Source organism: Salinibacter sp. 10B (genome assembly GCF_002954405.1).
Taxonomy (GTDB): Bacteria; Bacteroidota; Rhodothermia; order Rhodothermales; family Salinibacteraceae; genus Salinibacter.
In genome coordinates this window covers 3,009,497-3,028,572 of record NZ_MQWC01000004.1, presented here as the reverse complement: position 1 = coordinate 3,028,572, position 19,076 = coordinate 3,009,497, and the positions used below count along the sequence as shown (strand labels likewise).

General features: G+C 60.8%; 12 protein-coding genes. 4 read left to right on the top strand and 8 right to left on the bottom strand.

Annotated elements, in window-relative coordinates:
* Positions 1–67 precede the first annotated feature (67 nt).
* The 6 genes from BSZ35_RS12410 to BSZ35_RS12385 form a co-directional block, all read right to left on the bottom strand.
* Positions 68–2,059, bottom strand: coding sequence for a TonB-dependent receptor (locus tag BSZ35_RS12410; protein WP_258096214.1), 1,992 nt, complete (start codon positions 2,057–2,059; stop codon positions 68–70).
* Positions 2,060–2,881: 822 nt separating this feature from the next.
* Positions 2,882–5,920: a S8/S53 family peptidase gene (locus tag BSZ35_RS12405; protein WP_105012739.1), complete on the bottom strand. Its 3,039-nt coding sequence runs from the start codon at positions 5,918–5,920 to the stop codon at positions 2,882–2,884.
* Positions 5,921–5,929: 9 nt separating this feature from the next.
* Positions 5,930–6,208 (bottom strand): hypothetical protein, encoded by a 279-nt coding sequence (locus tag BSZ35_RS12400; protein WP_105012738.1) that lies wholly within the window; start codon positions 6,206–6,208, stop codon positions 5,930–5,932.
* Between the two features lie 488 nt (positions 6,209–6,696).
* Positions 6,697–7,308 (bottom strand): hypothetical protein, encoded by a 612-nt coding sequence (locus tag BSZ35_RS12395; RefSeq protein WP_105012737.1) that lies wholly within the window; start codon positions 7,306–7,308, stop codon positions 6,697–6,699.
* 161 nt (positions 7,309–7,469) lie between these two features.
* Positions 7,470–10,241 (bottom strand): S9 family peptidase, encoded by a 2,772-nt coding sequence (locus tag BSZ35_RS12390; protein ID WP_105012736.1) that lies wholly within the window; start codon positions 10,239–10,241, stop codon positions 7,470–7,472.
* A gap of 135 nt (positions 10,242–10,376) precedes the next feature.
* On the bottom strand, positions 10,377–11,027 hold the full coding sequence (locus tag BSZ35_RS12385) for a hypothetical protein (protein WP_105012735.1): 651 nt from the start codon (positions 11,025–11,027) through the stop codon (positions 10,377–10,379).
* Positions 11,028–11,323: 296 nt separating this feature from the next.
* On the opposite strand from BSZ35_RS12385, the gene BSZ35_RS12380 reads away from it, so the two are divergent.
* Positions 11,324–12,106 carry a succinylglutamate desuccinylase/aspartoacylase family protein gene (locus tag BSZ35_RS12380; RefSeq protein WP_105012734.1) on the top strand — a complete coding sequence of 261 codons (783 nt, stop codon included), beginning with the start codon at positions 11,324–11,326 and terminating at the stop codon, positions 12,104–12,106.
* A 1,047-nt stretch (positions 12,107–13,153) separates the two neighbouring features.
* Positions 13,154–14,095, top strand: a complete 942-nt coding sequence (locus BSZ35_RS12375) for a PKD domain-containing protein (protein ID WP_258096213.1) — start codon at positions 13,154–13,156, stop codon at positions 14,093–14,095.
* Between the two features lie 281 nt (positions 14,096–14,376).
* On the opposite strand, the gene BSZ35_RS12370 is transcribed toward BSZ35_RS12375, so the two are convergent.
* On the bottom strand, positions 14,377–14,838 hold the full coding sequence (locus BSZ35_RS12370; protein WP_105012732.1) for a hypothetical protein: 462 nt from the start codon (positions 14,836–14,838) through the stop codon (positions 14,377–14,379).
* A gap of 180 nt (positions 14,839–15,018) precedes the next feature.
* On the opposite strand from BSZ35_RS12370, the gene BSZ35_RS12365 reads away from it, so the two are divergent.
* Positions 15,019–15,243, top strand: coding sequence for a DUF2007 domain-containing protein (locus BSZ35_RS12365; RefSeq protein WP_105012731.1), 225 nt, complete (start codon positions 15,019–15,021; stop codon positions 15,241–15,243).
* A gap of 252 nt (positions 15,244–15,495) precedes the next feature.
* Here the strand turns inward: BSZ35_RS12365 and BSZ35_RS12360 are convergent, their stop codons facing one another.
* The gene (locus BSZ35_RS12360; protein WP_105012730.1) at positions 15,496–16,347 is read right to left on the bottom strand and encodes a hypothetical protein; all 852 of its coding nucleotides are present in this window, start codon (positions 16,345–16,347) and stop codon (positions 15,496–15,498) included.
* A 380-nt stretch (positions 16,348–16,727) separates the two neighbouring features.
* Here BSZ35_RS12360 and BSZ35_RS12355 point away from each other — a divergent pair, with 380 nt between their 5' ends.
* Positions 16,728–18,965: an amino acid permease gene (locus BSZ35_RS12355; RefSeq protein WP_105012729.1), complete on the top strand. Its 2,238-nt coding sequence runs from the start codon at positions 16,728–16,730 to the stop codon at positions 18,963–18,965.
* Positions 18,966–19,076 lie beyond the last annotated feature (111 nt).

Here is a 19,076-nt window from a genome sequence, read left to right as displayed (position 1 = left end):
ATTGTTCGTATTGCGTGTTGCGTGAGGGGTGAATGCTTGAGGAGTGAGTGCGTGAAGCAAAGGGGAGTTAGAAGCGGGCCTGGGCTTCCACGAACCAGGTGCGGCCCGGAAGCGACGGGACGCGCGTGGGATTCGTGTAGTCGAGCAGGTTCTCGGTCCCGACCCGCAGCGTGTAGTTGTCGCGAATGGTTTTCGAAAGCGTGGCGTCCCAGAGCATACGGCGCTCCAGATATTCGCGGTCGGCGTCGATAATGCCGTTGCCGTCGAGGTCGGCGTAGCCGGCGCGGCCGCGGAGCGTCCCCTGCACGCTGGCAGTCAGCCCCAGCGGCGCATAGCGGTAGCGGAGCTGCGTCGTGCCGGAGTGGGTGGCGCGTCCCGGCAGCCCGGCGTAGTCGTCGACCGTCACCCGTACGTCGCGCCCGTTCTCCCGTCGGTAGATGGTGCCCTCCTCCAGCTGCTCCAACACCTGCCGGTCCTTAGCCTCCAGGTAGTCGTAGCCAAGCTGGACGCGAAGCCCGGAAGCCGGACGGAGCGTGAGGCGGGCCTCGACGCCGCGGGTGAAAACCTCGTTTCGGTTCACGTAGGTGAAGACCCTCTGCCCGTTGGCCTTGCGGGCCACCGCCTCCGTGTCGATCAGATTATCGACCTCGTTGTGGTAGAGGTCGAGGCGGAGCGTGGCGCCCTCCCAAAGCGTACCCGTGAGCCCTACGTTGAAGGCACGTGAGGTCTCGGGAGAGAGAGGATCGCCTAGCGTGCTCGGATCGCGGAAGAAGGTGTCGATTTGGCCCTGCTCCTCGAACCGTCGCAGCCCCGCCTGCACCTCCGTCACGCCGAGCACCGAGTACCCGGCCTGCGGATTGGTGAAGTCGAGGTAGAGCTGGCGAAACGCCGGGGCCTTGTAGCCGCTGCCGACGGACGCGCGAAACGAAAGGCGATCCAGCAGCGCGTAGCGGACGGCCAGCTTCGGGCTCAGGCGCGAGGCGTAGTCGCTGTTGCCATCCAGGCGAACGCTCGCCGTCACGTCGAGGGCATCCACCGGGCTCCACTCATCCTGTACGAAGCCGAAGCCGCCGACCCGCTGCCCGGTCTTGCGGTCGGCGTTGATGGTTTCGAGCGTGGCTCCGGCCCCCACCGTGAGCAGGTGAGTGCTGCCGATCGTGCCGCGCAGCACCGTCTCGGCCTCGCCGTGGTACTGGTCGAGCGTCGACGAGCTGCGGACCCTTCCGTTGGACGTGCGGCGGAGCGTCTGATCGGTGTGATAGCCGGCGCCGTAGAGCGTGCCCGTGAGCCGCCAGCCCGCGCCCAGCTGCTGCTCGATCTCGGGTGAAACGTTCCAGTCGATCTGCTCAGCACGTTGGGTGTGTGGTGTTTCACCGGAGGGGCCGGCACTACTGATGCCGACGGTATAGTCCTGCGACTGCGCCGCGAGACGCCCCTGCAGCGACAGTGTCGTGTGTTCGCCCGCATCGTACTGCCCGCGGGCCTGCGCCGTGTAGTCGACGTAGCCGGGCCGGGTGGGCGACAGCGTGCCGGGGGCCAGGTCGTATCCGCCGGTCCGGTACCGATTCACGAAGACCGATCCCTGCCACGGCCCACTTCTGCCGCCGAGCCGGGCACTGAGATCGACGGTACCGTGCGTGCCGTAGCGGGTGCGCACGTTTCCGCCAACACCGTCGTCCGGCCGCTGGGTGATGAGGTTGACGACCCCCGCCAGGGCATCGCTGCCGTACAGCGACGAGGTGGGACCGCGCACAATCTCTACGCGCTCGATGTTGCCGGTCGTGAGGCGGTCGAGGTCGAGCGTCCCCGCCGTCCGCCCGATGATCGGCTCCCCATTCAGCAGAATGAGCGTGTACTCCGCGCCGAGCCCGCGGATCTGGAGGCCCGAGCCGTGGTCGTTGTTGATCATGAGGCCGGGCTGGTTGGCAAGCAGGTCCGTCATGCGGGCTGCGCCCTGCGCCTCGATCTCCTGCTGCCCGATCACCGAGACGGGCACCGATACCTCACTCGCCGCCCGCTCTGCCCGCGTGGCGGTCACCACAACCGGGTCAAGGTCCATCTGCCAAAGCGAGTCGGGCGGAGCCGTGGTGTCCGACGCTGCTACTGATGGACGGGGTTGTGCAACGGCCCAGGGCGTTCCCACAAGAAAGAGGAGAAGGAGGCAGAAAACAGAGCATATCCCCGAGCGCTCGCAGGAGCCGCCACGACGACGATGAGGAGGATGGAATCTCATTCCGGTCGGCAAATCTTATTTAGACCAGTTCTAAATAACCGCGCATCCGTACAGTATCGACTACAGGGGGCACTGTCAAGGAGTCCACGCTCGGCTTGCGTGAAGATAAGGTAGATACAAGGGGTCCGCCCCGTGGTCTGCCTTTGTGCCTGGGGCTGCGGTTGCCAGTCGACATCGTTGGGCACAGGTAGCCACAGAAGCTCTCGTTTTCGTCGCCCCCGTCAGGACAGTGATGTGCGGAGCGGTACAGACTAGTGGTCAGTCAAGCTGAGACTGTCAGGGGCCGAATTGAACACGCTGTGTTGAATACGCCATTCTGCGGCCTGAATACAGTACTGGCCATCATGGAAAACGTGACGCACCACTAGGGAAGCGACAGTATAGCCGCTGACGTGGGGGGTTCGTGCCACGTCCAATCAACGGGGGCGTAGCCCTCATGCTGCAGCGGAATCTGGACGTGTGCTGCCGCATCGACCGGGTCAGAAGCCCCATTGCACGAAGGCTTCCTCAAACCCAAAATTGGGACTCCCTACGCGACGACTGGACGGAATCCCGACAATCAGACCGCAACTGCGAGGTCTCAGCTTCCGGTCAGGGATCGAGTGGAGAGAGCATCTGGATGGACGAAGTCAAAACGATCCGTACAAACTACCGTGTCACGGTGACTTTACGAGTCGTTTGAAACTGCTCTCCGTCTATACGAAGAAAATATACGCCACTTGACAGTTCAGTCGCGTCGATGGATATCGTGTGACGCGTCATCGGTTCGAACTGACCGTTGCGGAGAGCGCGCACGCGCTGACCGAGCACGTTGTAGAGGCTCATCCGAACGTTCTGTTTTTCTCGCAGCGCGATGTCGATCGTGCCTGTGGACGACACCGGATTGGGCTTCACGGGCGACACGGTGTAAACCGTCTCCATGCTGACCTTAACGGTGGTGGTCGGTCCTGGATGAACGGTCCCGTCTAGGTCCACCTGTCGGAGCCGAAATGTGTGGCGGCCAGGAGACAGCTTCTCCATTTCGTAGCGATACGTTTGAGCGTTCTCGGTCGTCCCATGTCCCTGCACAAAGCCGATGCGGACAAAGGAGGACGCTCCGGGAGCTTTGTGCTGGAGCCGAAAGCCCGAATTGTTTGTCTCGCTGGCCGTGGCCCACGAGAGGGTGACGTTTGACCCGCTCGTAGTCCCCGAAAAGGCCGCAATTTCAACGGGAAGCGTGGTGGACGTGCCCTCCACAAGCGAGATCTCGGGACGGATGACGAAGTCATTACCCAACCCGCTCCACGAACTGCCATCATACGTTTGGCTCCGCCCGCTGACCGATCCTGCCGTTTCGTACGCGATGTTGATCGTTTCTGAGGCATTGCTCGGGTACAACACCAGGTGATACTCCGTTTCGGCCATGACATCGACGGACGCTGGAGCAAGATTGACCGCCGTCGGCGAAAAGTCTTTCAGCTGACTCGTGTCGACCTGGACCGTGCTGCCGATCTTTTCATGTGGATTGCCCCCGTCATCCGACCAGATTTCGACGTTCAATGGGCCGGTGAGGGTGTAGGCTGGCGCCACTCCGAGATTGAAGAGCGCACCCGTCACGACCCCATCCGTATTCGGCGTGAATTGGAGGGCAATCTTGTTTGCTCCGCTTCCCCCAACGGTGTGCGAATCTGTGTTCGTCCAGGGATCTTCGTACGACAAAATTTCTCGCTGTGAGCTCCCATTCAGCAAGTCGGTCATGGCTCCAAGCACGTCGAGCTTTCCCGCGCCGAACGTGGTGTTCGGGGTGGCGCCGTACGTCGTGACGTAACTGTCCTCCCGCGCGTTGTTCGTGAGGAGGGTTTTGACGTCCGACGGGGTGAGGGTCGCATCTTCCTGAAGCAGGAGGGCGACGGAGCCGGCAACCACTGGGGCCGACATGCTGGTGCCCTGAAGAAGGCGATGTTTCCCTCCCTGCACGACGTAGGCCGACGGTGGACTCGAATCCATCGACAATGCCGAAATCATGCCCTGTCCCGGCGCAGCAATGTCTGGCTTCTGCACCTCGTCGCGGCGCGGGCCGCGGCTGCTGAAAGAAGAGATGTCATCCCGTCCATCAGAACTATAAGAATACGCGTGCCAGGAATCATCGTGGGTCGACCAGCGCCACCGGTGTACGTACGACCCCACGGTAATGGCACTGGTGGCGGTGCCGGGATACCCCACGCTGTATGCGCTGTTGCCATTGTCGAAGTCTCCCGGCATGTCGTCAAAGTCAGCAGTCCATCCGTGGTAGGTCGTAGATGAGCCTCCGTCATTGGTGATCGAAATCGTCCACGTTCCCTCAGCTGGTTCCTGGCTGGTAGTGGCATCATACACCTGCACGTCAAAGTATCGGTCGCCGTTGACGTCCCCGATTCCACTCTCGATGTACACTGCCCCCTCTGTGGAGTCGCGAAACGCGGTGACTGTACCGGTCCCCGTTGCAACCAGCGTATCGCTGTACGCACCGCTGGGGGGAGTGACGACAATCTCCAAGTCGTTCGTCCCGTCAATCCAGAAGGTCGTCAGAAAGTAATCGTTGGACGTGCCCGTATCTGGGGTATATTTCCCTACGGTCCAGGGCTCCGTACTCGTGTTGCCGATTGCTACCGTGCCGGACACGTGGATCGGCTGATTGCCCTCGTTTCCCGCAGAGGCAACCACGATTCGGCCTGCCCCAGTAACATTGTCGACCGCCTGCGCGAGCGTACTCGTCCCATCGTGAGGCGCGCTGTGTCCGCCCAGACTCATGTTGATGACGACCGGCTTTCCCTCGTCGCTCCCCACCTGGTCGCAGTAACTCATTGCGTCAATGAGCTCTGCCCCGCCGAAGGTCGTCTTTACCATGACGACATCGGACTTCGGTGCCATTCCTCGGTGCTCCTGCATCGACTGCGTGCCATCGAGTACCAGCTCATACCCACTGCTCGCGGCTGTCCCGGCCACGTGCGTCCCGTGTCCATTAACATCCTCCTCGGATACATTCCCTGCATTGATTTCTGCTTCTGTATATTCGGCCCCGTACGTGAAGCCGCTCGGATGCCCCGTCCCCGTGCTGTCATTCGCATCCGGCTGGTCCCAGATTGAGAGAATGCGCGTCGTGCCGTCCTCCCTGTAAAAGTCGCCGTGGTCGTAGTCGATTCCCGTGTCGATAATGCAGGTAAGTACGTCCTGCCCCTTGTAGTTCGTACCATTGACCGCCCCCGCACTCAGCGGGCGCGCGCCCACCTCTCGGGCGGCCTCATCGTTGTGCGGCTGGAGCTGCGTACTGACCTCGACGCGGGAGACCGCCGCCGTCTGGGCGAGAATGCGAAGTTCTTCTCGGGTTACCCGCGCCGTTGCAAAGCCGTCGTGGACGGCATTCGGTGTGACTCCAATCCGATGAAGAGCCGCCGGATCGTCGGTGTGAACGATGGCGCTGTAGCGCGTTTCTTGCTCGGAGGGGATCGTCGCACTCGAAAGCGAGGGCGGACCACTTTCTCCCTCCAGTCCTACGGCTTTGGCCTCCGCTTCCTGATTCAGAAGAAACTGGAACTCGCCGTCCAGCTTTCCTCGCTCAGACGGAGAGAGCGGCGTCTGTGCCCTTCCCGGAGAGACAACACTCAAAAGCACAACCCCGACGAGAAGAGAGCGCGTGAAAACAGAAATAGCAGCCGTATCGAACGTCATAGAATCAACTCAGAACTTCGGTGTGGTCTCGGTGGGGGTTTCAATTCTTCGGACCGCGTCTAGACGAGCCGCAGTCCGAAGTTGTGTAATCGAGAAACGAGCGGTGATGACGTCTCCCTGCACGCTATTAAGGGGGAGATCCGCTTTTCGCAGTGCCTCGGGATTGTTAGAACGAAGGATGACGCTATAGACGGTCACCCCGTCGTCCCGCATGGAGGTGCTGTACCGGTCCATTCCTCTCGATTCTCCCCGAACGAGCCGCTGCAGGGCCGGATCGAGCTTTCGCATCTGGGCTTCTGTAAGGGCGTGCTGGCTATTCGAGCACCCTCCCCCCCCTGTCGAAAAGAGGAATAGGATTCCACACAGGAAGGACAGGCCTATCGCAGGACGTAGTCTCATTCGGGACAATTTGATAGTGGATTGGGACATCCTCCAAACGTCCACACAAAAACCAAACCGCCTCAGGACGTTTCCTCCGAACCGATGCGCAGCCCTCCTGCCGTCCGAGAGGCGGTCTCACTGAACACATTCATAACCGACACTGACCGCATGCGGATTAAAGCGTAACGGGAAAACGCACGGTGTGTGATAGCGAAAGAAAATGTGCCCCCGACCGCTTTACTGTTGGCTGTACGAGGTCGTGTAGGTACAACATCCGCTACACAGTCTTCGCCTCGTAACTCACGTCGCACTCCGTCGTATTCTCGAGACAATTCGTTAACGACACCGACGGGGTGGATTCCCCCATTCCCGTCAATACCGAAAAAGTACAGATTCTATCCGCCGTTCTCTCCTCGCACCCGGCGAAGAACGTCCCGGGGCCGCTGTACGTCGAGAAGGAGCACGTACCCTTCAGTGGTCGGCAACAGAAGCGTCTCGGATGCCCCGACGAGGTACACGTAGGCCTCTTTTCCATTCTGGAGGCGGAACCAGCCCGAAAACAACCCGGGGATATTGGCACCGGCCATTCGTTTTTGAGTCGCATACGGAGTGCTCGAAATCGGGGAAAGCACCCGTGCCTCCGAGGGTCGAAGGGCCGACCGAGGAAGCCGATCTGTTGACTCCCCCGCGAAGCGAAGGTCATAGGAGCCGCCGGTCACCCGCAGGGCCGTGTCCGTAAGGACGACCTCCACATTCGCATCCTGGTAGAACCACTGCCCCACGGTGCCCCCAATGCCGACAAACAACAGTCCCATGACCGCGAACGCGACTGCGTGTCCTGAGACGTGCTGAACGAGCGATTCCCGGTCTTGGCGACAAACAGCTCGCAGAAATGGAATCAGAAACGCGAGTCCCGGAAGCACAAAGAAGAGGACGAGCCCCACCCCGAATCCGATCACGCCCCCTCCAGGCGACACCGTCTCAAATACAACAGATTCGGCGAGCATGTGCGGAAGATGGAGAGTAGAGCGACGACTGTCGCGCGCCGCCGATTGAAGAACGGCCGTCGGCTCCCCCCTTCCCCTCAACCCAACCTCTCAAACGAGAAAAAAGCGCCCGGCCTCCACGAGAGACCGGACGCTTGGAATGCTGCCGTCAGCAGGTGTGCCTACTCGGTTTCGGACGTGGCCGTGTCCGACGACATCTGGGTCAGCGTGCGCGTCACGGTGCGCGTACCACGCGGCCCGGACTGCTCGGCCGTCGACTGTACGAGATGGTGCGGCGCGGTCTGTCGGACGTGCATCGTGCCGGACGCATTGCCGCTCGCCGACGTCATCTTTAGGACGTACGTGTCGAAGGTGCCGGCCGCCGTTTCCACGGTCTCCGTGCCCGTCACCTCAAACGTGAGGGTCTCCACCCTCTGCCGCTGCGCATTGAAAACGGAGAGCGAAGTGGACATCCCCATTTCCATCGGCATGCTCGCAAGAGCCATCTGCACGTTTGCACTGCCCGCAAGCGTCGGCTGCTCGAAGCTATGATCGATGTCGGTGGTTTGCCCCCGCATGCTGATGCTTCCAGTGGCAGCGGTATCGGAATAGGTGACGGACATCGAGAGCGGACCGCTCAAGTGATGTTCATGAGGGCGAAGCGTGGCCCCATCCAACACGAGCGAGTCCGTGACGGTAGCGCGGGGCGTTGTCGTCTGCGTGGTCACGGTGAAGGCCTTCGTCCCGTTCCGGGTCATGGTCGCGATGGTTCGGGAAGAGGAAAGATCCATGGACCGGCCCTGCGCCTTCATTGTCACGTCGTAGTTGAGAGACGCCGGCCGAATCGTCGTGCCGTCCACCCTACCCAGGCCATTCTTCGCCTCAGCAGACGCGGATTGTGTCGTGTCCGGCAGTGTCACCTGGCTCACGTCTTGCCGCAGCGCGTCGAGGCGGGCCTGCACCGCGGACGACACGTCCGTTTGGTAGCGCCCGCCCAGGTGCTGGCCAAAGAACCGCTCCAGTTGCGCCGCTACGGCGAGGCGGTTGGTCTCCTTTTGAAAGCCGTGGCCCTCCTCCGGCGCCACGAGGTACTGCGTGGGCACATCATTCTCGCGAGCCGCCACCACGATTTGATCGGACTCCTGCTTCTTCACGCGCGGATCGTTGGCGCCCTGAATTACGAGCATCGGATCGTCGATCTGGTCGGCGTGGAAGAAGGGCGACTGCCGCTTGAGCCGCTCTTTTTCCTCCGGATCATCGGGATCTCCTACACGCTTGGTGAACATCTTCTTGATCGGCGCCCAGTACGGCGGAATCGAGTTCAGGAGCGTGAGGAGATTGGAGGGGCCCACATACGAAGCGCCGGCGGCGTACACCTCCGGCGTAAAGGTGAGGCCTGCGAGCGTGGCGTATCCGCCGTACGACCCCCCAAAGATGCCGACGCGCGTCGAGTCGGTAATGCCCTCCTCCACGAGATACCGCACGCCGTCGGTGATGTCGTGCTGCATGGCGCCGGTGCCCCACTCTTTGTTTCCGGCGTTGAGGAACTCCTTGCCGTAGCCGGTGGACCCGCGGAAGTTGGGCTGGAGCACCGCGTAGCCGCGATTGGCGAAAAACTGAGCGTATCCGCTGTAGCCCCAGGTGTCGCGCGCCCACGGCCCGCCGTGCGGCATAATGACGGTAGGCAGATTCTCATGCTTCACCCCCTTCGGCAGCGTAAGGTAGGCTGGAATGGTGAGTCCATCCCGCGCCTCATACGTGATGGCCCGCATCTCGGCCAGGTGCTGGCTCGGAATCTCGGGGCGCGACTCATACAGCTTCTGCAGCGACTGCTCTTCGCGGTCGAAGAGGTAAACCGAGCCGGGGTCCACGTCGCTCGATGCCGTAACGATGCGGTAGCGCTCGTCCTCCGTGGAACTGCCAAAGGACACCTGCCCATCCAGCTCGTTCTTCAAGAACTGGTAGTCGGCCTTGAAGTCTTCATCCTTCGGGTATACGCGCGTTCGCTCATCGACGTATACAGTGGCGAGCAGTTCATCCGTGGCATCGCTGAAGATGGCCCCACCGAAATCGACGTCACCCTCCGGATCGGAGGCCACAACCTCCATGTCCTGCGTTTCCGGATTAAACAGGACGAGCCGGGTCAAGTCCACATTCGCACCTTTGTTGGTCTGCATGTACACGCGATCCCCGTCCTTATGGAACCGCACCGGACTGCACGTTTCCTCAAAACTGCACTCGTAAACCGACACGAGCGTGTCCTCCTCCACACGGAGCACTTCGGTCCCCCCGTCGCTGGTCTGTCGCGTCGCGAGACGGAGATTGCCCTTCAGGTCGGTTTCCCATCCGGCAATGCGGCTCTCATTCTTGTAGACGAGCGTTCGGTCCCCCGTCGCCAAGTCGAGCCGGTAGACGTCGTGGTACTTCGGATTGCGATCGTTGAGGCCCACGAGAATCTCGCCGGGCGTGGCCTCCGGGACAGCAATGATTTGGGCTCGCACGTCGTCGTACGGCGTCAGGTCCTCGGCCGGCGGAACTCCTAGGTCGGTGTCCGCCTCCGCATCGGGATCGACGGCGTAGAGGTGGTAATTCTCGTTTCCGCCCTTGTCCTGGACATACAGAATCCGTTCGCTGTCCTGCGTCCAGAAATAACTGTTGACCGGGCGGGTGGTGTCGGCAGTAACCGGCTCGGCGGCGCTGAACGGAGCCCCCCGGTCCTTCACCCACACATTCATCCGGCCCTTGTACGGCTTGGTAAACGACACGTGCTCGCCGTCGGGCGAGAGCTGGGCATTGGCGTACTGCGGGTCGCCGAAGAAGGTCTGCCGGTCAACGAGAGGAGGCAGTTCGCCCTCGTAGGTGGCCGACGGTCCCGCCGTGGTTTGGGCGACCGCAGGCCCAGCGAGAAGGCCGGCGACGAGGAGAAATAATCCAGTACGAAGCAGCGATTTCATGACGTCGAGCGGAGTATTGAGAGAGTGTGTGATCGGAAGCGAGCGCAAACTTATCGCATGAAATTGGACTGTTCTATACCCGGCGTCGTCCGCGCCGTTTTCACTGTACTGTAAAAAAAGACGCGCAGAGGCCTGCTAGAAGCTTCCAAAGCGAAGCGAGAGCTCCCCGTACGGCCCTCGAAGGTCGGAATCCGACACGGTCGGCAGATCGCTTCCCGACACAAACAAATAGCCGCCCCCAACTCCCATTCGGAAGAAGGAGGTGACGTTCAGTTCAAGGCGTCCGCCTGCCTCCGTGACAAAGATGCCCGCCTGGTTGAAGCTTGCGTCGTAACGAGGCTCGTAATCCTCATCGACCAGTTGGACCGACCCACCCCCAACGACGGTGGTGAGGCTGTAGTGGACCAGCTCCGATGGCGCCCCGATGTACTCCAGAAGAAGGCCCCCGTATCCCATCTGAATCTCGGCGGCCTGTCCGTTGACCGTCGTGCCGGGGCGAGTCACCAATCCGCGGCCCGCGCCCCCAATCACAAACTGCCGGTTCAGGATCCACCCGCCCTGTCCTCCTGAAAGAACGGCCCACTCTCCATGAACGGAGGTCAGGGCCACGGTCGGTGCACCATAGCCCCCGCTCGATTGTATGCCCTGAATCAGAGTTTCGTCCGTCGACGTCTCTCCGTCCTGGGCGTACGCCGACGAGACGGCTCCAAGACTCAGAAGCAGGATTATCGCAACGAGCGCGCGGCTGAACGTATACGGATTGACAAGCGACACGGAATGTAGCATAGAGACGACGATCACTGATGCACATCTGCAGTTCGCTCATCCCTACGATTCCTCCAGTTTCCCATGTTACACCCACATCGAGGACGGAAAGCGAAATATACGATCCTTTCGTGCCACCTACATCCGGCATTCAACGGGCGAGACACAGACCAAAAGGGCGCGCTGTCGGGTATTGACGACATCTCCACTCCCATCGGGAAGCCGTCTTCAATGCTTTGAGTAAGATCATATCCCTACGAAAGACGGCCCCCGAAAGGACCGCGGCCGATTGTTCTGCTTTCCCCTTCCTTCCTCTTATGCACGTTGAAACGCTTGGCGACGGCAAGCCGGCCTACACCATTGTGGCGTGTGTGCACGGCGACGAGACCTGTGGCTGGCATGCATTCAACCGGCTCAAGGCCAGCGGCATTGCGGTACGCGAGCCGGTAAAGTTTGTCCTTGCCAACGAACGCGCCTTCAAGCTCGGATTCCGATTCTGCGACGCCGACCTCAATCGGGTCATGCCCGGTGACGAATCGAGCGAGAAGCACGAGGAGCGACTCGCCGCCCGCCTCCAGCGGGAGCTTCGAGGGACGACGGTGCTCGACTTTCATTCGACCGAATCGCGAGGATGTCCCTACGCCATCGTGACCGGCGAGGACGATGCCTCCCTTCGACTGGCCCGCTCGACGGGCCTCGACCGAGTCGTGGACATGAGTCTTTACGGGGGCGGCGTTACGCAGGACGTGACGGGCGTGGCGGTGGAGTGCGGCTACTACGACGACGAGGACGCAGCGACGATGGCGCATCGCATTCTTCTCCACTTTCTCGGGGCCGAGGACATTATCGATCATGACCACGCCCGATCTACCCCCACCCTGTATGAGGTCTTCGGAGAGGCTGAGGGGCGCGGCTACACCTTTCTCGCCGAGAACTTTCAGCAGGTAGAGGCGGGAGAGGTCTTCGCGACCAAAAACGGGGTCGATCGAAGAGCCGATCATGACTTCTATCCCGTACTGATGTCCACCCACGGATACACGGATCGGATTGGCTTCAAAGCCCGTCGGGTCGGGCCAGTGGAGACGCTCTTGTCGACGTAATACCCTCTCCGAAGGATCAATGTGCATCTGAAAGCCGCAGCCAAAACGGACGTCCGTCACGAGGCGCGCCTCGTGCCCCTTTTCTTCCGAACCGCTTCCAGCAAGTGCATAACCATCCTCGGCGTCTGGCATAAGGCGCTCCTCCCTTCCCATTTTCAGTGGAAAGCGCATGTCGACGTAGAGAAGAAGAGCACTTGCCTCTTCCTGCGGCTGCGTAATTCGTCAAGGGCGTGCCGTTTCTCGGACTTGCTTCCGATTGGGGCGGCTCCCCCAAGACAAAGACTCGCTTAGAGAGGACACAACTGGTTCGGCACATTTCACATCTCGGAATGGGCCAATCTACGGGAATACCGCAATGGAGCAGACCGGAAAAGAACCCATTTAGGGGAACGGAAAGGCATTCGGCTGAGAGCAAGCAGGAGCGGCCCCTGGATCGCGAAAGAAGAATTACTCTCCTGTAGAGAGGGTGAAAATTCCTCGCGAATCCCTTTCGTCTTCGCAAATTCGTAACGACACGAGTTGTGGTTTTCTGATTGTATTCCTACACTTCCCCCCGAGTTTGAAATAGATGTCTACTGTACTCTATTCTAAAACGGTTAGAGACAGCATCCCGGGGGACACAGATCTGTTCCTGATCAGTGCCCTTTTCCTCCTCGGTGTCCGTGTTCTTTCATCGTCCCCCTGTAATGGAAAGTGGAGCGCACGGCTTGAGAGGGCATTGCCTTGTCCCCCACCTTCTTGTGCGGGCGAGAGGAGCATTTTTGAACGAAATTGCGTGTTCGGAATGTGGTCCGTTTCTTACCGTCCGACACTGTACTCGATTGTGATCTTGTTGACGGGTACGGCTGCTCTCTCTAATTTCCAATCGGCCGTGAACGGTCCTTCGGAGACTGCTTCCGCCACGACCACTGCATCACGGCCCACAGACGAGCTCCACGGCTTCTTCTTGTAAGAAGCTCTTTCCTCCGGAGGTGCTTCTTTCCCTTTCGGTCTTCGCTCCCTCTGACGTAGCGCAACTATCCTCACACCATGACAACTACAACACCTGTGAACGCACGACAATATTCTTCACTCTGGCTCCCTATCCTCCTTCTATTCGGCGGGTTGTTTCTCGCAGGATGCGGAGCAACGGCCCCTGTAGTCAACTCCATCAATACCCCTGACACCCTTGAAACCGGGGAGTCGGGCAATTTTCGGGCGTCTATCGAGAACGAAGAGGACGCCGATGAGCCCCTGACCTACACCTGGGATTATGGCGACGGCAGCACGGGCTCCGGTCTGAACACGAGCAAGGCGTACAACTCGACCGGGCAGTACACGGTGCTCTTCAGCGCGAGCAACGAGGGCGGCGCCGACTCCTCCCGCGCGATGGTCACGGTGGTACGCCCGCCGCAGCCCGCTCAGATCACGTCCATCAACGCAAACCCGAACCCGGTCGATGCGGGCAATCAGGTGAACTTCAGCAGCAACGTGCAAGGCGACAGCCCGATCGATTACAGCTGGAGCTTCGGCGACGGCAACAGTGGCTCGGGCAGCTCCCCGTCCCACACGTTCGAGTCGGCTGGGCAGTACACCGTTCAGCTTGAAGCCTCCAACAACGTGGGCTCCGACTCGCGCTCTGTCACCGTGCGCGTAAACCGCGACCTCCCGGAGATCTGCACGACGGTCAGTGAGTTCAACTCGGCCTTCTTCGGGCGCAACTCCAGTACGCTGACCGACGAGGCCCGCAAGAGCCTCCAGGAAAACACGGACCTCCTCTCGCAGTGCCCGAACCTGAGCGTTCGGATTGAAGGCTTTGCCGCCCCGGGCGAGCGCAATGCGCAGTCGCTCTCCGAGGATCGGGCGCAGGCAGTCGCGGACTTCTACTCGGGCAACGGCGTTCAGAGCAGCCGCATCACCATGAGCGGTGAAGGCGAAGTGAGCGGTGTCACGACGAAGAAGGGTGGCACGCGTGAGTACCGCCGCGCCGACTCCATCCCGCAGCGCTAAGCTGAAGCTAAGCGATAGTGCTTTCCGTTTCGGACGAAACGGACGATTTGGGCGGGCCCGCCATCCGGCGGGTCCGCCCTTTTTGTTTGTATCTGCTGCCTGCCACGTCCGGATTCGACATCGGAATAATAATTCCGGGTCGGACGCCGTTGGACAAGATGTGGGAGGGAAATCTCGGGCTGCAGAGTCGTTTGTACAGTCCGGGATCGTCCCTCGGTGTAGCGATGAGTGGTGGTACCGCCGATCCCAACACACGGTTGGGGTCGGCGGTATTTTTTTGGCTACTGTGCCCACCGCCGGTCCGTCAGCTCCCGCACGTCCGTTTCGGTAATCACACTCCAGTAGGGACTGCTCAGGGTGCCGCTCTCGGTGCGGTTGAAGGTCGCGCGGAGAAAGAGCGCCTTCTCTGCATCCGGATCCGCGCCCTTGAACGAGAATCCGCCCCAGTGAATGACCCAGTAGGCTGTCGTCGGGTCAATGCCAAAGCGACGCCCCACCAGGTCGGCCACGTACTGAACGTCCTCTACGGTTGAAGGCCCCCGATTCTCTGCTAGCTCGCGGAGAACGATGGTGTGGGTTTCCTCTTCGTCCGGCGGGCCCGGATAGACCCCCACGTCGGCGGTGCCGGTATGGCTGTAGCTGCGCCACGTGATGGTGGTATCGGTGAGGGGCTGTGTGGACGCCGCGATCGGAAGACAGCATCCGAGGAGAAGAAGCAGGACGACCCGAAGGACACTTGGCATTGATCAAGCAGACGGTTCAACCGAAAGAGCTGTGGGTCCGATAGACACGTCGCAGAAGGGAGTTCTAACGTCCCGTCTCTGCTGCGCAGAGTGCGGTGTCTGGAACGGGCTCCGGATCTCGGTCCCCCTCCTTCGGTTTCTATAACCCCTCGTCCATATCCATACACGTCGCGCATTCGAATGGCCAACGATGCCCTTGTTCGCGTTGCCCGGTACGACACCCGAGGCGACGCCCATCTTGCCAAGACTCAACTTGCGGATGCCGGCATTCCCTGTCTACTCGCAAATGAGGACCAGGCCGGCCTTGCCATGATGTTTGAAGTGTCGCGCAGCGGCGTGCAGGTAAAGGTGCCACCGGACCGAGCGGAGGAGGCCCGTGCTCTTCTGGACACAGAATCGCGATGACCTCCAAGGGCGGGGACGTATGAATTCAGACGGGCACTGAGGGCATTCCCAGGCTGGGATCGCTGTTTCCGAGCGATTTCGGACCGACGCTCAGTATCATCCGATTGTTTTGAAATCATTCCTAGTGGTGCGCCACGTTTTCCATATCGGGGAAAACGATGGCCAGTACTGTATCCAGGCCGCAGAATGACGTATCCAACACAGCGTGTTCAATTCAAAACCTGACAGCTTCAGTTTGACTGACCACTAGGCCTATCGAAGGCGATCGCTGATGGGCTGACACCCGAGCGAAGTGAGCACATGGCCCAGCGTCCGACAGTCGTCGTCCAAAGAGGCATCCGTCCCTTCCTCATCCTTCACCCAGTCGAGCCGGAATTCGGAGATCTCGGCGGCCTCCAGCTGCGCGGCGATCGCCCGAAGCCGTCGAGGCGTAACCATCCGTTCGAGGATAAAGTGGGGAAGGGCCTCGCTGAGAAGCCTATCGGCCCGCTCGGGCACGTCGCACCCATGTGCCCTGAGCCGATCGTACTGGGACTGAGCGTACGCCCGGTGAGTAGCCCGATGATGGACGCCCGTTTCGGTAACAGGAAAGCGGGCGGTGGCGGCGAGTAGACTGCCGGTTCCAAGTCCTGTGGCCATTGCGCTCAAAAGCGGGCCCAGACTCGCGACGAGCCCAATGCCCAGCAGCGTGAGGGCGAGTACGAGGCACATGTTCGATCGCCGGTGTCGATCGACTAGCCAGCCCCGTTCGATGAGATCGTCACGCACGTCGCGAAGTGTGCGGCGCCGGAAGGTGGACCCCGCAAAGCCGAACCCGTCAAGCGTGTCGTGACGCCCCAACTGGCGCAGTATCGTCATCTCAAACGGAGTGAGCACCGTCGGATCCGCGTGCAGATCCACCGTCACGACTGGGCCGGTTCCGATCCATCGTCGCTTCCGCGTACGGACGAGAGTGCAGTGTCCCTCCTGCGCCAGCTTGACGACCAGAGCGGCAAACACCCATCGGGTGGCCCCTACGGCCCCGTCGCGTAGTACCGCTGCCGCAGGAAGAGGAACCTCCTCAAAGAAGCGGGCCGTCTCAGTTCGTCGCGCCCGAGTGGTCATTCTCCCTTTTTCAGATGAACGGATTGGCACACCGGAGGACAGATCGATGTCTGCTCGGGGTCCGCGCCAATTGATCCACGCGACGAAGCCGGGCAGAAAAGCACACCCGAAAACAAGGAAAAGCACTGTCATACGCGTGTACTCGTAACACAACGGAAGGTACAGACCGTGCCCGGCTGTAGGGTATCGAGATCAGAACGGACAGGATTCAATGAAACGAAATCTCAGTCCTGCTCTATTGTCGAACGCGTCCTCCACGTTGACCGAAGAATGTACCCCTGTTGCCTCCCAGGGAGACGTCCTGCTCTCGTCCCGTGCGACGGCCGCTCTCCAGGCACCGCGGTCCTCGCCCCGTTTTTCGAATCACTCCTGTCGTTTCTGTGGCCAAACACCTGGAACGCGACCTCGGGCTCTACACGACAATCACCGTGAGCATCGGTGCCATGATCGGCAGCGGGCTCTTTGTGCTGCCGGGCCTCGCCGCCTCGAAGGCCGGTCCATCGGTCATCCTCGCGTACGTCATTGCGGGTCTCCTCGTCCTGCCTGCCGCCCTTTCGAAGGCTGAGATGGCCACGGCCATGCCGGAGTCGGGAGGAACCTACCTCTATATCGACCGCGCGATGGGTCCTCTCATGGGAACCATTTCCGGACTGGGAGCCTGGTTTTCCCTTGTGTTCAAGAGTGCGTTTGCGTTGGTAGGGCTGGGAGCATACCTCGTGGTCGTGCTCCCCCTCCCAGCCGCTGAGCTCAAGTTGGTAAGCTTAGGACTTGGGGTGCTCCTCATTGGCGTCAATATCGTAGGCGTGAAGCAGTCGGGCCGGTTACAGGCCTTCCTCGTTTCATTCGTCCTCCTAGTCTTGTTCACATTCGGGGCCGAAGGAGTGATCTTCGTCCAGCCCGAGCAATACCATCCCTTCTTTGAGAAAGGCACGAGCGGACTGCTCGCGGCCGCCGGGTTCGTATTCGTGTCCTACGCCGGGGTCACAAAAATCGCGAGCATTGCCGAGGAGGTGGAGCAGCCGGATCGCAATCTGCCGCTCGGCATCCTAATCTCCGTTGGGGTGATGATCCCGCTGTACGTGATTGTCGTGTTCGTGATTGTCGGCGTCACCCCTCCCGACCTCCTGCACTCCAGCTTAACCCCGATGGCCGACGCCACCGGCCAGCTTCTGGGCACGCCGGCAAAGATCGGCATCTCGATCGTAGCGGTACTGGCCCTCACGAGCATGGCCAACGCGGGAATTCTATCGTCCTCCCGCTTTCCTCTAGCCATGAGTCGGGACCAGCTTGCCCCCAACAGTCTCGGGACCATCAGCGACCGCTTTCAGACCCCCGGACGCTCCATCCTCATCACGGGCGGCCTCCTCCTGGTACTGATCGCGTTTGTGCCGGTCATCGAGCTGGCCAAGCTCGCCAGCGCGTTCAAGATTCTCATCTTTGCCCTGACCAACGTCGCGCTGATCGCATTTCGGGAGGGCGAAGTCGAGGGGTATGACCCCGCGTTTGAGAGCCCGGGCTATCCGTGGGTCCAGATACTCGGCATTCTCGGAGGCGGAGTGCTACTCACGCAAATGGGCTGGGTCCCCATCCTCGGGGCCGCCGGCATCATCACGGGTGGTATACTCTGGTACCGGCTCTACGGACGTGCGCGAACGGATCGGGAAGGCGTGGCGATTGACGCCATCCGGCGCAACATGCGCGCGCCCCTCTTCGTCCGCATGCGAAATACATTCTCGATGGCAACCGGCGACGTAATGGTAGCACTTCCGGAATCGGCGTCAGAGACGGAAGAACGTGCCCTGCTGGCGATGGGTGCGGACCTGGCCCGACGCTGGGAAGGACGCCTGATCGCGACCCAGTTCGAGGTCGTGCCCGAGCAAATTGGGCTTCAGGACGCGACGGAATACAAGACGGCGGATACGAACGGCACGTTTGAGACGCGCGTGCAGGACGTTGAAGCCCTGAACGATGTGTCGGTAGACGTGCACGAAATCGTTTGCCATGATGCCAGCCGAGCGGCCCTCCATTTTTCCCAGACCCACGACGTGCGCCTTCTGTTGGGACTCACCTCAAAGGGACGTTGGCGTCAGCAAATGCTCGACACAAGCGTAGACTGGTTTGTACGCCGGTGTGAATGCGAGGTCGCGTTCTACGCCCCGGCGGCCCCGTACGACCGTCCCGTCAAACCGATGGATGAGATTGTGATCCTGCTCCCCCGTGCCCCATACGGCCCCCTCAAAGCCTTCGTGGCTGACGCCCTGGCCCGAACGAACGGGGCGTCCATCCGCTTCCTCACGGCCATGAGCCCGGAGGCTTCCGACGCCGAAATCGACACGGTCCAGGCCTTCCACCACCGGCTGGCCAACCATTGCGACAGTCCCACCGATCATCAGATCATCCGTACTCCTGACATTACGAACGGATTGGTGGAGGCCACCGGGGACGCCGATCTCGCCATCGTGGGCAAAATGGCCCGTTCCCGCGTCCGGAGTTTGCTCTTTTCAAGTCGCACGTCGGTTCTACTGAACGCCCTGCCCTGCGACGTCTTGCTCGTACGTCCGCAGCGCCCCCGGCAGAACAAACCCGTCCGCCGCCTCATCGAGCGATACGTGTTCTAGTTCCCCCCTAGGCGAGTTGAGGGAGAGGAGGCCACTGGTCCCCGAGTCCCTGCTTCTCCCCAACGAGGTTCGTATTGCGTATTTTGGATGTCAGCCCCCGAAGCGATACGG

Bases quoted from the DNA above. Each gene is read 5' to 3' on its own strand.
- BSZ35_RS12410 (WP_258096214.1), bottom strand. From the start codon at position 2,059: ATGGACCTTGACCCGGTTGTGGTGACCGCCACGCGGGCAGAGCGGGCG.
- BSZ35_RS12405 (WP_105012739.1), bottom strand. From the start codon at position 5,920: ATGACGTTCGATACGGCTGCTATTTCTGTTTTCACGCGCTCTCTTCTC.
- BSZ35_RS12400 (WP_105012738.1), bottom strand. From the start codon at position 6,208: ATGCGAAAGCTCGATCCGGCCCTGCAGCGGCTCGTTCGGGGAGAATCG.
- BSZ35_RS12395 (WP_105012737.1), bottom strand. From the start codon at position 7,308: ATGCTCGCCGAATCTGTTGTATTTGAGACGGTGTCGCCTGGAGGGGGC.
- BSZ35_RS12390 (WP_105012736.1), bottom strand. From the start codon at position 10,241: ATGAAATCGCTGCTTCGTACTGGATTATTTCTCCTCGTCGCCGGCCTT.
- BSZ35_RS12385 (WP_105012735.1), bottom strand. From the start codon at position 11,027: ATGCTACATTCCGTGTCGCTTGTCAATCCGTATACGTTCAGCCGCGCG.
- BSZ35_RS12380 (WP_105012734.1), top strand. From the start codon at position 11,324: ATGCACGTTGAAACGCTTGGCGACGGCAAGCCGGCCTACACCATTGTG.
- BSZ35_RS12370 (WP_105012732.1), bottom strand. From the start codon at position 14,838: ATGCCAAGTGTCCTTCGGGTCGTCCTGCTTCTTCTCCTCGGATGCTGT.
- BSZ35_RS12365 (WP_105012731.1), top strand. From the start codon at position 15,019: ATGGCCAACGATGCCCTTGTTCGCGTTGCCCGGTACGACACCCGAGGC.
- BSZ35_RS12360 (WP_105012730.1), bottom strand. From the start codon at position 16,347: ATGACCACTCGGGCGCGACGAACTGAGACGGCCCGCTTCTTTGAGGAG.